This window comes from Curtobacterium sp. NPDC089689 (assembly GCF_044749145.1).
Lineage (GTDB): Bacteria > Actinomycetota > Actinomycetes > Actinomycetales > Microbacteriaceae > Curtobacterium.
The window spans coordinates 824,187-836,501 of sequence record NZ_JBIVHJ010000001.1 but is presented as its reverse complement, the minus strand read 5'-3'; the positions used below and the strand labels follow the sequence as shown (position 1 = coordinate 836,501).

13 protein-coding genes are annotated in these 12,315 nt (G+C 71.3%); 5 read left to right on the top strand and 8 right to left on the bottom strand.

The genetic code is table 11. The features are described from left to right. Window positions 1-2: 2 nt before the first annotated feature. The 3 genes from ACIPYW_RS03985 to ACIPYW_RS03975 all read right to left on the bottom strand — a co-directional run bounded on the left by ACIPYW_RS03985 (window position 3) and on the right by ACIPYW_RS03975 (window position 3,090). Window positions 3-218, bottom strand: coding sequence for a hypothetical protein (locus ACIPYW_RS03985; RefSeq protein ID WP_400410913.1), 216 nt, complete (start codon window positions 216-218; stop codon window positions 3-5). Further along, entirely contained in the window at window positions 208-513 is a 306-nt protein-coding gene (locus ACIPYW_RS03980; protein WP_400410911.1) for a hypothetical protein, read from the bottom strand. The genes ACIPYW_RS03985 and ACIPYW_RS03980 overlap by 11 nt, the downstream gene beginning before the upstream one ends. A 195-nt stretch (window positions 514-708) precedes the next feature. After that, complete coding sequence (locus tag ACIPYW_RS03975) at window positions 709-3,090, bottom strand: phosphoketolase (RefSeq protein ID WP_400410909.1); 2,382 nt, start codon at window positions 3,088-3,090, stop codon at window positions 709-711. 201 nt (window positions 3,091-3,291) lie between these two features. On the opposite strand from ACIPYW_RS03975, the gene ACIPYW_RS03970 reads away from it, so the two are divergent. After that, window positions 3,292-3,972, top strand: coding sequence for a hypothetical protein (locus ACIPYW_RS03970; protein WP_400410906.1), 681 nt, complete (start codon window positions 3,292-3,294; stop codon window positions 3,970-3,972). A gap of 89 nt (window positions 3,973-4,061) precedes the next feature. Here ACIPYW_RS03970 and ACIPYW_RS03965 read toward each other — a convergent pair whose 3' ends face one another. The 4 genes from ACIPYW_RS03965 to ACIPYW_RS03950 form a co-directional block, all read right to left on the bottom strand. Next, window positions 4,062-4,664 (bottom strand): DUF1992 domain-containing protein, encoded by a 603-nt coding sequence (locus ACIPYW_RS03965; protein ID WP_400410904.1) that lies wholly within the window; start codon window positions 4,662-4,664, stop codon window positions 4,062-4,064. A gap of 13 nt (window positions 4,665-4,677) precedes the next feature. Beyond that, window positions 4,678-6,546, bottom strand: a complete 1,869-nt coding sequence (locus ACIPYW_RS03960) for a glycoside hydrolase family 15 protein (RefSeq protein WP_400410902.1) — start codon at window positions 6,544-6,546, stop codon at window positions 4,678-4,680. A 93-nt stretch (window positions 6,547-6,639) separates the two neighbouring features. Continuing rightward, entirely contained in the window at window positions 6,640-7,401 is a 762-nt protein-coding gene (locus ACIPYW_RS03955) for an alpha/beta hydrolase (RefSeq protein ID WP_400410900.1), read from the bottom strand. Further along, window positions 7,401-7,928: a phenolic acid decarboxylase gene (locus ACIPYW_RS03950; RefSeq protein WP_290133017.1), complete on the bottom strand. Its 528-nt coding sequence runs from the start codon at window positions 7,926-7,928 to the stop codon at window positions 7,401-7,403. Before ACIPYW_RS03950 ends, ACIPYW_RS03955 begins: the two co-directional genes overlap by 1 nt. A 63-nt stretch (window positions 7,929-7,991) precedes the next feature. On the opposite strand from ACIPYW_RS03950, the gene ACIPYW_RS03945 reads away from it, so the two are divergent. The 3 genes from ACIPYW_RS03945 (at window position 7,992) to ACIPYW_RS03935 (ending at window position 10,964) form a co-directional block, all read left to right on the top strand. Further along, window positions 7,992-8,462: a MarR family winged helix-turn-helix transcriptional regulator gene (locus tag ACIPYW_RS03945; protein ID WP_290133016.1), complete on the top strand. Its 471-nt coding sequence runs from the start codon at window positions 7,992-7,994 to the stop codon at window positions 8,460-8,462. 392 nt (window positions 8,463-8,854) lie between these two features. After that, window positions 8,855-10,021 (top strand): RtcB family protein, encoded by a 1,167-nt coding sequence (locus ACIPYW_RS03940; RefSeq protein WP_400410897.1) that lies wholly within the window; start codon window positions 8,855-8,857, stop codon window positions 10,019-10,021. A gap of 109 nt (window positions 10,022-10,130) precedes the next feature. Continuing rightward, window positions 10,131-10,964, top strand: a complete 834-nt coding sequence (locus tag ACIPYW_RS03935; protein ID WP_400410895.1) for a DUF1206 domain-containing protein — start codon at window positions 10,131-10,133, stop codon at window positions 10,962-10,964. A 49-nt stretch (window positions 10,965-11,013) separates the two neighbouring features. On the opposite strand, the gene ACIPYW_RS03930 is transcribed toward ACIPYW_RS03935, so the two are convergent. Continuing rightward, a complete protein-coding gene (locus ACIPYW_RS03930) occupies window positions 11,014-11,205 on the bottom strand; it encodes a hypothetical protein (RefSeq protein WP_400410892.1) in 192 nt (63 codons plus the stop codon). A 174-nt stretch (window positions 11,206-11,379) separates the two neighbouring features. Between ACIPYW_RS03930 and ACIPYW_RS03925 the strand changes: the two genes are divergently transcribed. After that, complete coding sequence (locus tag ACIPYW_RS03925) at window positions 11,380-12,252, top strand: SMP-30/gluconolactonase/LRE family protein (RefSeq protein ID WP_400410891.1); 873 nt, start codon at window positions 11,380-11,382, stop codon at window positions 12,250-12,252. The last annotated feature ends 63 nt before the right edge of the window (window positions 12,253-12,315 follow it).

The following is a 12,315-nucleotide window of genomic DNA, read 5'->3' as shown; positions in this document are numbered from 1 at the left end:
GCTCAGCCTTCGGCGAAGGAGGCCTCGGCGCGGAGCTTCCGGGCGCGGGCTCGTTCCTCGCGCTCGCGACGCTCGACGCGCATCTCCTCGAGTTCCGCGAGGGAGCCGTCCGACCGGATGATCGGACCGTAGTGCGGATCCTGCAACAATCTGAGGGTGCTGCGCTCGTAGCGTGCGAACAGCTCGAAGAAGCGGTCGTCCTCCATGTCACTGATCACGTCGTGCCTCCTTTCGTCGACGCCTCGCCGCTCGGAACTCGTAGGCGTCCAGGGCTCGTTCCATCCAGTCGTCGTCCGGTGTCGACCACGAACGACTCAGGACCGCCCGAGCCATCAACGCTGCGGCGTCGTGGTCGCACTCGGCGTTCGAGAGCGCCCGCTCGGCGATCCATGACCAACGCTGCCACCAGTGATCGTGGTGGGCCGAGTACTTCGTATGTCGCCTCGCGCGCACCCCTTCGAGGACCGTCACCACCAGGCTCGCCACCGCCACCACGGCGCCGATCACCGCCACCGCCGCGCTCGTCCACCCCACGTCCATGTCCTGAGCCTGGCAGCACAGGACCGGCCACGCGACGGGCGTGACCGGTCCTGTGGAGAGTGAGCCGTGCCTCCAGGTCGGTGCAGGAGACGCGTCCGGCGCGGGAGCCGAGCCTGACCGCGCGGACCTGCGGACGTGCGGCTCAGTCTTGCCGCACGGTCGAGCCGCTCAGTCCTGCGGCCAGCCGGCGAACTCCCATCCCGCGACCGACGGGTGGTCCTCGCCGCGCGTGTAGGCGTACTCCCGCGCCGCGTCACGAGCCGCACCGAGGCGGTCGAGCAGCTCGGCGTGCGCCGACGCGTCGACCCGGGTGAGTGCGTCGTGCGCCAACGCGAAGCGGTCCATGTCGTTCCGCATGAGCATGTCGAACGGCGTGGTGGTGGTGCCCTGCTCCTGAAAACCGTGCACGTGGAGGTCGTCGTGCCCGTGTCGGCGGTACGTGAGCTGGTGCACGAGTGCCGGGTACCCGTGGAACGCGAAGACGGCCGGCGTCCCGGGGAGGAACACCTCGTCGTACCGCTCGTCGGAGACCGGGTGTTCGTGCTTGCGCGGGTCGCCGATCGACAGCAGGTCGACGACGTTCACGACCCGCACGCCGACCGAGGGTGCGTGCTCGCGGATGATCGCGGCGGCCGCCAGCGTCTCGACCGTGGGGACGTCGCCGGCCCCGACGAGCACGACGTCCGCCCGGCCGACCGAGGTCTCCGTGCCGGCCCACTCCCACACGCCGAGCCCTGCCTCGGCGTGTGCCACGGCGTCCTCCAGCGACAGGAACACCGGCTCCGGGTGCTTCCCGGCCACGATGACCTCGATGCGGTTCGTGGTCTCGAGCGCGTGGGCCGTGACGGCCAGCAGGGTGTTCGCGTCGGCGGGGAGCTTGATCCGCACGAGGTCCTGCTGCTTCGACGCGACGACGTCGAGGAACCCGGGATCTTGGTGCGAGAAGCCGTTGTGGTCCTGTCGCCAGACGTGCGACGAGAGCAGGATCGTGAGGTTCGACACCGGCATGCGCCAGTCGAGGTCCGCGGAGGACTCGAGCCACTTGGCGTACTGCCCGACCATCGAGTCGATGATGTGCGCGAACGCCTCGTACGTGTTGAGGATGCCGTGCCGACCGGTCAGGACGTAGCCCTCGAGCATGCCCTCGAGGACGTGCTCGGACAGGACCTCGATGACGCGGCCGCGCGCCGAGAGGTGTTCGTCGCCGGGTGCCCGGTCCGCTCGCCAGACCCGGTTCGTGACGTCGAACACCGCGTCGAGCTTGTTCGAGATCGTCTCGTCGGGGCCGAACAGGCGGAAGTCCGACCCGTACCGCTCGACCAGGGCGGCGAGCCACGGGCCGAGGGTCCCGGTCGCCGAGGCGGGCTCACCGGCGGGGACGCCGTGGTCGGCGATCATGGGGAGGTCGAGCGCGGTCCGGATCCGGCCGCCGTTCGCGAACGGGGTCGCGCTCATGCGGAGGTCGCCCTCGGGACGGATGGATCCGAGGATGCCGATCGGCCGGCCGTGCTCGTCGAACAGCTCCTCCGGGCGGTAGGAGCGCATCCACTCCTCGAGCCGGGCGCGGTCCTCGTCGTTCGTCCGCACGTCGGGCAGCGGGATCTGGTGCGAGTGGAAGGTGCCCTCGTTCGGCCCCGTCCAGCCCTTCGGGGTGCGGAGGACGATCATCGGCCACCGCGGACGGAGGTCGGCAGCACCCGCGAGCTGTCCGGCTGCGGCGCGTTCGGCCTGCGCGCGGGCGGCGGCCTGGATGTCGTCGATGCGGGCGAGTGCTCGCCGGAGTGCGGCGTCGAGCAGGGCGTGCACGGCGAACGGGTCGTGGTCGACCCGGGAGGAGTCGACCGTGATCGGCTCGTAGCCGAGCCCGCGGAAGTACGCGTCGAGGTCCTCCCCGGGGATGCGGGCGAGGACGGTCGGGTTCGCGATCTTCCACCCGTTGAGGTTGAGGATCGGCAGGACGGCGCCGTCGGACACCGGGTCGAGGAACGTGTGCGCCTGCCAGGACGCGGCGAGCGGCCCGGTCTCGGCCTCGCCGTCGCCGACCACGCACGCGACGACGAGGTCCGGGTTGTCGAGCGCCGCACCGTAGGCGTGGGCGAGGGAGTACCCGAGCTCACCGCCCTCGTTGATCGAACCGGGGGTCTCCGGCGCGGCGTGCGACGGGATGCCGCCGGGGAACGAGAACTGCCGGAAGAAGCGCTGGAGCCCGTCGGTGTCCGGCGTGGTGTCCGGGTAGAGCTCGCTCCACGTGCCGTCGAGCCATGCGTTCGCGTTCATCGCCGGGCCGCCGTGCCCGGGACCGCAGACGTACAGCAGCTGTCGGTCCGTCTCGGCGATGAGTGCGTTGCAGTGCGCGTACACGAGGTTGAGCGCCGGCGAGGTCCCCCAGTGGCCGAGCAGGCGTGGCTTGATGTCGTCCGGCTCGATCGGCCGGGTGAGGAGCGGGTTGTCGAGCAGGTGGATCTGCCCGGCGGTGAGGTAGTTCGCGGCGCGCCACCAGGCGTCGATCGCCCGGATGCGGTCGGTGGTCGCGATGGGTGCAGGGGACATACACCCACGGTACGGAGCGGCAGGTGGCGAACTTCCAGCAAACACGTCCAAACCGTCGGGACGGGGGTGCCGAATGCATGACACCAGGGCGGATCGCCCAAGAAGCTCCCCGGTCACGTACGGCCGGTACACGACTCGCGCACAGCAGCGCGGGTCAGGGCCGCCGGCCGGAGCGTCAACCACAGCAAAGGAACGAAGATCATGCGCAAGAGCCTGAAGACCTCGATCACCCTCGCCACGACGGGCGCGCTCGTCCTGGGTGGCGCCGCGTTCGGTGTCGGCGCCGCGAACGCGTCGACGCCCGCGATCCACACCGTGTCCTCGTCCTCGTCGAAGATCCCGGCGCCGGTCGCGTCGGTGCCCGAGGTGCTGGGTGGCACGACGGCGGTGAAGCTCGACTCGGGCTTCACCGACGCCCTCACCGCCCTGAAGCTCACCCCCGGGGTGTCCGGCGACGCCAAGCTCGAGAACGGGTCGGTGTCGTTCCCGATCACGGCCGGGTCGGTCACGTACTGGAACCCGGACGGCTCGTACCGCCCCTACGTGCAGGGGCTGCTCAACCACGACGACTCGGGCCTGACGCTCAAGGCCGGTGACACGACGGTGACGCTGGAGAACTTCGTGGTGAACCCGGGGTCGTCCAAGCTCTACGGTGACGTGCTGGTCAACGGCAAGGTCGCCGCGGCGAACGCGTACCTGTTCGAGCTGTGGGGTGGCACCCTCAAGCCGCTGCAGCTCGAGGGCGACAACGCGATCCTGACCGGTACCACGGTGCACGTGTCCGAGGACGCTGCCGGTCTGCTGAACAAGACGTTCGGCACCGACGCCGTCAAGCGCGGCCTGCTCGTGGGCACCGCGACCATCACCGCCAAGATCAAGTAACACCCCGCACCACCACGCAGCAGCGCCGCCCCCGGACTACGGGGGCGGCGCTCTCGTGCGTGTGCACCGGCCTGGAGGCGCGGATCACCTCAGCGACGACGGCGCCACCAACGAGGTCGCCGGGTGTCGGACGCCGCAGCCCGCGCGGCCGCCGCGGCCGCGTCGGACGCGGCTCGGGCCTCCCGACGGGCGTGCCACGCCGACACCGCTGCATCGACGTCGCGGAGCGGTGTCACCACGGGCGGCCCGCCGAGCAGCTGCCGTCGGGCTTCCTTGACCCGGGCGTTGAAGTCCTCGAGGACGTCGCGGACGTCGCCCTCCGTCGAGAGCGCATCGAGCTGGTCGTCGAGCTCGGCGTCCTCCTTCCGGAGCGCGAACGCCGGCGGCGCGATCCCGCTGATCTGCTCCCGTTCGATCTTCGAGCGGATCCACCAGTCGGGGTCGTGGCGGCCGTCGTTCGAGGGGAGCGGTTTGCCGTGGTACGGGTTGCCCTCGAACACGCCGCGGCGCTCGGCCTCCTCGATGAGGGCGCGAGCGTGCTGCCCGACGTCCTTCGCCTGCAGCAGCCGTCGTTCCTCACGGACCTCGTCCGGGTCGAGGGATCCGCGCTCGATCTCGCTCTCCACGAGCCGCTCGTACCGGTAGCGAGCGGCGCGTCGGAGTCGGTCCATGCGTGCGTCGACGTCGTTCATGACCCCTCCATGATCACGCTGTGCGGTCGGACCCGCCAGTGTCGTCCCCGTCGGCCGTGTCGCTGTCAGCCGTCTCGGCACGGACCTCCTCGATGGTCAACGCGGCCTGGATCAGTGCGAGGTGCGAGAGACCCTGCGGCAGGTTCCCCATGAAGGAGCCGTCCTCGCTGATCATCTCGCTGTACAACCCGACGTCGTTCGCCTGCGCGACCATCGCGTCCATGAGCCCGGCTGCGTCGTCCACCCGCCCGGTGCACGCCATCGCGGCGGCGAGCCAGAACGAGCACGCGACGAACGGCGACTCCTCCTGCTCCATGCCCGAGTACCGGTAGACGAGCGGACCGCGCTGCAGCTGGTCCTCGATCGCGCGGATCGTGGACGCCATGCGCGGACCGCGGTCGAAGGCGCTCATCGCGTGCAGCAGGATCGAGGTGTCGAGCTTGTCCGAGCCCGGGTACATCACGTAGTACCCGCGTTCCTCGTCCCACCCGTGCTCCGCGACCCACTGCTCGATGAGCTCGCGGTTCTCGACCCACTTGTCCCGTGGGCCGTCGATCATGCCCGCGTCGTGCAGCTCGGCAGCGGCGTCGAGGGCCTGCCAGCAGCCGATCTTGCTCGTGACGTAGTGCTGCGTGTCCTGCAGCTCCCACATGCCGGAGTCGGCTTCCTCCCAGCGGTGGCACGCGTCGTCCGCGAGTCGTTCGAGCACGGCGGCGGTCTTGCGGTCGAGCACGTTCCCGGCGCGGACGTACTGCCGCAGGATCTCGAAGACGTCGCCCCAGACGCCGAGCTGGAGCTGGTCGCCGGCGCGGTTGCCGATCGTCACCGGCCCGATGCCCTGCCACCCCGGCACGTCGCGGTCCTCGACGCCGTCGCTCTTCGACCCGTCGAGCTCGTAGAAGATCGGCATCGACGAGTCGTGCTCGGCGATGGTCCGCATCACCCAGGACACCGCCGCGTGCGTCTCCTCACGCAGCCCGAAGCGGGTGAGGGCATGCACCGTGTACGACAGGTCGCGGACCCAGGCGAAGCGGTAGTCCCAGTTCTTCCCGCCGGTTCGGTCCTCCGGCAGGCTCGTGGTCGGCGCCGCTGCGATCGCCCCCGTGGGGGAGTAGATGAGCAGCTTGAGGGCGAGGGCGCTCCGCTGCACGGCGTCCGCCCACGGCCCGTCGTAGTGGAAGGCCTCGGACCAGGTCGCCCAGTTGTCGATCGTGCGGTCCATCGCGGCGAGGGCCGCCTCGGGCTTCGGCATGAAGATCGGCTCGTCGTGGGTGCCGACGATCGTGAGGATGTGCTTCGACCCCTCGTTCGCCGTGAACCGGCCGGAGAAGCGCGGGCCGTCGTCGTGCACCGGCTCGAAGCCCTGCTCGACGATCGCGATCGTGATGCCGTCGACGCCGATCACGGCGCCGTTCGCGGTGTCGAGCCGCTTCGGTTCGGCGGTGCCCAGCAGCGTGCCGGGCACCACGGCCCACTCGAGCTCGACCGACCCGCGGACGCCCTGCACGCACCGGGCGACCTCGGCCCACGGCAGCCGACCGGCGACACCGGTGACCATCGCGTCGGACACCGTGACCTGCCCGGAGGCCGTGGTCCACGTCGTGACGAGGACGTTCGTGCCCGGCAGGTACTCGCGGGAGACCTCGGCGTCGGCGACCGGCCGGAGTGCGACGTGCCCGCCGTGCTCGGCGTCGAGGATGCTCGCGAACACCGGCGGTGAGTCCATCGACGGGATCGGGAGCCAGTCGATCCGACCGTCGAGCGCGATGAGGGCCACCGTGCGCCCGTCACCGACGGCGCCGTAGGACCGCAGGGGCACGTACCCGTCGGTGCGTTCCTCGTTCTCGGTCGCATCAGGGGTGTCCCGGGTCCGCTCACTCATGGGCCCAGCCTGCCCTGGCAGTGGTGGCGACCATCAGCCGGACGTACCCCGCTGTGGAGACCCGAGTCGTGCCTCCAGGCTGTGCAGGAGCCGTCAGGCGACGTTGGTGAGCCCCGTCGCCGCGACCAGCCGGTCGAGGAGGAGCCGCCGGAACGGCACGGACGACCACCCGTGATCGGCGCCCTCGACCGGGGTGAACGCCGCCCCGGGCAGGACCTCGCCGTAGCGCTCGCCGTAGGACAGCGGCACGATCTGGTCCGCCGTACCGTGGAACACCTCCGCCGGACCGGTGTAGCGGTCGATCCCCGCGTACACGTCGAGCCCGGCGGTCACCTCGTCGATGAACGCCGTACCGAGCGCCATCCCACCAAAGTCGAAGAAGCCCTGCTCGCGTGCCGGCGCCAGCGGCTGTCCCTGGATCTCGTCCTTGCTCGCGATGTCGTCGACGACCACGCCGGCGGGTGACCACAGGGTCAGTGTCGCGACGAGGTCCGGCTCGCGTGCGGCGGCGAGGGCAGACTCGACGGCTCCGAGGCTGTGCGCGACGACGTGAACGGGACCGTCGACGTCCGCGGCGAGCGTCCGGACCATGGTCGTGACCTGCTCGACCTCGTCGCTGATGGTGATGTCTGCGAAGTCACCGTCGCTCGTTCCGTGGCCGAGCCGGCTGTACGAGCGGACCGCAGCGCCGTGGTCGGCGAGCCGTCGTGCGGTCTGGACGAGGAGCTGCTGCCCGCCGGTGTCCGTGCTGCCGAACCCGTGCACGAGGAGCGCCGCCGGGCGCCCGGGCTCGTCGGCGCCGAGCTGCCAGCCGCGGAGCGTCCGGCCGTGGTGCTCGAGACTGATCGGCTCCATCAGTTCGTCCGGTCCGCGAAGCCGGCGGGGAGGTCACCGGGGGCGGTGTCGACGACGGTCTCGTCGTCCTCGCCGACGTGCTCGAACAGCGTGATGTACGCGAACTCCGGCACGACGTAGATCGGGTAGGTGGGGCCCTGGTCGCGGTACTCGCGCATGCGGTCGAGGTGGTCGTTCTGGAAGAGCACCGTCTTGCTGCCGTCCTCCTCGACCCAGTGCGGGAAGAAGATCGTGCCGTGCAGCACCCGCTCGCCCGGGACGACCGTCACCACGACGCTCGTGCCCGTGGGTTCGTTCCACGAGACCTTGTAGACACCGGCGGTCAGCGCCACGAGGTCGACGTGCTGGTCCTTGACCCAGCGGCCGCCGACCATGCCGGAGTGGATTCGGTAGTCGATGGTCGTCGCGTTCTTGACGTACATCTCGTACCGCCAGCCGTTCGCGTACGTGTAGATGAACCGGTGTCCGACGATGCCCGAGAGGTCCTGCTCGGGCACGGGGTGTTCGACGCTCGTCGTGATCTGCATGCGTCGCGTTTGCTCCAGTGATGCGTTTGTTGCACACGTATTTCCGGTGAGTACCCTGGGAGGGTGACGATCAGTCCGAGCGACCCCGACCTGCCGGCAGTCGCGCGTCGGCTGAGCGCCGAGGTCGGCCCGTTCCGACGGTCGCTCCTCAACACCGCGCGACGCTCCGTCGACCTGCCCGACATCCCCGACGCGCAGATCGAGGTCCTGCGACGGCTCGACGTCGACGGGTGGTCGAATCCGACGGCGCTCGGCCGGGCGCTCGGGCTCGCGCGCTCGACCGTCAGCAACCTCGTCGCCGCGATGGAGCGCGACGGGCTCGTCGAACGGCGGCTCGCGCGCGGTGACGGGCGGAGCACCGAGGTCGGGCTGACCGACCTCGCACGGCAGCGGCTCGCGGTGTACGACGCCTCGGCGGAGCGCGTGCTCGTCGCCGCGATGGAGGCCCTGTCCGACGGTGAGCGGCGGGTGCTGCGGGACGCGGGACCCGCGCTGGAGCGGCTGCGGCAGCAGCTCGAGACGCGAGCGGACTGAGCCGTGCCAGGGCGTGTCGCCCTTGCGCACCCCGGGCGTGTCGCACTACTGTCGTGCTCCTGCCCACCGGCAGGACCGCCCGTCCCGGGCACCACGGAAGGACCGCGCATGCGCGCCGTACGGCACCTCGAACAGCGGGTCGAGCCCACGCTCGACACGCTCGTCGTGCTGTCCGGACGGCAGTACGCGAACCAGTCCCTCCGCAACCCCGCGTAGGCACGCGACCGTCACCCGACGCCCCGCGTGCCCACCCGGCCCGGGGCGTCCTTCTCCTGCTCTCCGCGCACGGTCCACCCTCGGGGTGGGCCCGTCCGCCCGCAGCGTCGTCGTCCCGGACCGCCACCGAAGGCCGTCACCACGGCCGCGACACCGTCACGGAAGCGAGACGAACGATGCAGAAGATCACCGACCGATTGCTCAGCTGGGCCTCGGTGCTCGAGGAGAACACCGAGCAGCAGGCCCGCACGACGGCGCGGATGCCGTTCGTGTTCCCGCACCTGGCACTCATGCCCGACGCCCACCTCGGCCTCGGCGCCACCGTCGGCTCGGTCATCCCCACCCTCGGCGCGGTCATGCCGGCGGCGGTCGGCGTCGACATCGGCTGCGGCATGATCGCCGTACGGACGCAGTTCAGCGCGGCCGACCTGCCGTCCGACCTGCGGACGCTCCGCGAGCAGATCGAGCGGGCGATCCCGCTGTCCGCCGGAGCCGCGAACCGGAAGATCGTCGCCACGGCCGAGCCGCGCATCGCCGAGCTCGAGACCCTGGCCGAGGCCGCCGGCTTCGACCCGGCACGCGCGCACGGTGGGTGGCGGAACCAGCTCGGCACGCTCGGGTCCGGGAACCACTTCATCGAGGTGTCCCTCGACGAGGCGGACCGGGTCTGGTTGTTCCTGCACTCCGGCTCCCGCGGGGTCGGCAACAAGATCGCGCAGCGGCACATCGCCGTCGCAAAGAAGCTGATGCAGCGCTGGTGGATCGAGCTCCCGGACCCCGACCTGGCCTACCTCGTCGAGGGCACCGCCGAGTTCGACCGGTACATCGCCGAGCTCCGGTGGGCGCAGCACTTCGCCCTGCTCAACCGCGAGGAGATGATGGACCGCGTCGTCCGCCAGCTGGCCGAGGTGCTCGGGACCGCGGTCGACGAGCAGGAGCGGATCAACTGCCACCACAACTTCACGCAGCGCGAGACGCACTGGGGGAAGAGCGTCTGGGTGTCCCGCAAGGGTGCGATCCAGGCGTCGGCCGGACAGCCCGGGCTCATTCCCGGGTCGATGGGTACCGCGTCGTACGTCGTTGAGGGGCTCGGCAACAAGCCCTCCCTCGAGTCGTCGCCGCACGGCGCCGGCCGGCGGTTCTCACGGTCGGCGGCTCGGAAGGCCTTCACGCACGACGAGCTGCGGGCGGCGATGGCCGGCATCGAGTACCGGGACACCGACGCGTTCCTCGACGAGATCCCGGCGGCGTACAAGGACATCGACCAGGTGATGGCGGACGCCGCGGACCTGGTCCGCGTCCGGCACACGCTCCGGCAGGTCGTCAACGTCAAGGGCGACTGACGGACGGGAGGCCCGTGGCGGCGCCGCCACGGGCCTCCCGGCGGCAGGCGGACCGGTCCGGCGACCGCACCGCCCGGACACGGCGTCGGCGGACGGGCACGCTGGATCGATGAGCGGAACGGCGGAACGAGCGGTCGAGGACGCCGGGCGACAGGCCCGACGGGTGGCGGACAGCCGCTGGTTCGAGCTGCTGGCCCGCGGCGGCTTCATCGGCAGCGGTGTCGTCCACCTGCTGATCGGGTACCTCGTCGTCCTGCTCGGGATCGGCAGCGCGGCCGGCGGGAGCGAGACCGACCAGTCCGGGGCGCTGCAGCAGATCGAGCGTGTCCCCGGCGGGGTGTTCCTGCTCTGGGTCGTCGCGGTCGGGACGGCGGCGCTCACGATCCGGCTCGTCGTCGAGGCCGTCGTCGGCGGTCGGAGCGACAGCGCCCGCGCCTGGGGTGCCCGGGCGAAGAACGCCGGCAAGGCCATCGTGTACGGGGCGGTGTCGGTGTCGGCGGTGCAGTACGCGATCGGCGTCGGGACGAGCTCGAGCGGTTCGTCTCGGAGTGCTGCGGCGAAGGCCCTCGCGACGCCGGGTGGGGTGTTCCTCCTGCTCCTCGTCGCCGCCGTGGCGATCGGCATCGGCGTCGCACTGGTCGTCGAGGGAGCCCGGCGCTCGTTCTGGAAGCAGCTCGTCCGGCCCCGACGACCGATCGAGCACGCCGTGACGGTGCTCGGGACCGTCGGCTACGTGCTCAAGGGCGTCGCGGTGATCGCGGTGGGCGTGCTCGTCGCCGTGGCGGCGTTCCGGAGCGACCCGGACCAGGCGACCGGGCTCGACGGTGCATTCGACGCGCTGCGCGGCGTGCCCGGTGGGACGGTCGTGCTCGTCGTGATCGGCATCGGGTTCGTGGCGTTCGGCGTCTACAGCTTCTTCCGCGCCCGGTACGCCCGCCTCTGAGGCCGCGCGGGGTCACCACGGTTCACGCCCGCCGAGCGGACCGGGACCGCTACGAGGGCTCGTCGTCGACCGGGTCGGCGGGCTGGGACGTCTCCCTCGGTTCCATCCCGGACGCGAAGAACTCCCCGACCGACACCGCGAGTCCGACCGCCGTCCCGACGACGATGGCGGCGCTCCCGACGACCACGTACGCCCAGTCGCCGAGGCGTGCGCGGAGCGACGGTCGTGGCTTCGGCGTCATGGGGCCCCTCCTGTCGTCGGGGACGTCCCGGACGATGGAAGCCCAACGATTCGCTCGTCGGGCCGCGGGGGCAAGCCGCCCGGACCAGGAACCGGGTGAGAGTCCGCACACCTTGTCGGACGGGCACGGAGCTTGTTGGACGGGCACGGAGCCGACCGCCGGTAGGCAGGACCGATGGACACCGTGACCACCGGACCCGTGACGGTCTTCTGCGACGATCGAGCCGTGCTCGCCGAGAGCATCGTCTGGAGCCCGGAGGAGCAGGTGCTCCGCTGGACGGACATCACCCTCGGCACGCTCACCACCGCGGCTGCCGACGGCACGGTCCGGAGCGTCGTCCCGCTGCCGCCGCCCCTCGCGAGCTTCCAACCCCGGGCCGCGGGCGGGTTCGTGGCGGCCCTCGGGGACACCGTGGTGCTGACGGGCCACGACGGCGCGGTCGAACGCGAGCTCGTGCACGTGCAGCACGCGACGCCCGGCATCCGGTTCAACGAGGGCAAGTGCGACCCGTTCGGCCGCTTCGTCGTCGGCAGCATGGACCTCGGTGGCGAGGACCCGGCCGGGGCGCTGTACGCGGTCGAGCCCGACGGCTCCGTCCGGACGCTGCGTGGCGGGTTCGGTGTCGCGAACGGCTTCGAGTGGGCGGCGGACGGCTCCGCGATGTTCGTCACGGACACGAGCACGTCGACGATCCACCGCGCGTCCTACGGACCGGACGGGCAGCTCGGCGAACTGGTGCCGTTCATCAGCGGAGCCGCGCACGACGGCCTCGTGCGGGACCACGAGGACTGCCTGTGGACGGCGGTCTACGGCGCAGGCCGGGTCGAGCGGTGGGGGCCGGACGGAGCACACCTCGAGACGGTGGAGGTCCCTGCCCCGAACGTGACCTCGGTGGCGTTCGGCGGCGAGGACCTGTCGACGCTCTACGTCGGGACAGCGCGGGAGAACCTCGCGGAGGAGGACCTGGAGCACCACCCGCACTCGGGCGCGGTGTTCGCGGTGCCGACCCGCGTGCACGGCTTCCCCGCGTACACGTTCAGCGGCTGACGGGGTGGGGTCCGCCGGGCGGACCACCTCCGCGGGTATCCTGGGCGACCGTTCGACCCGAGG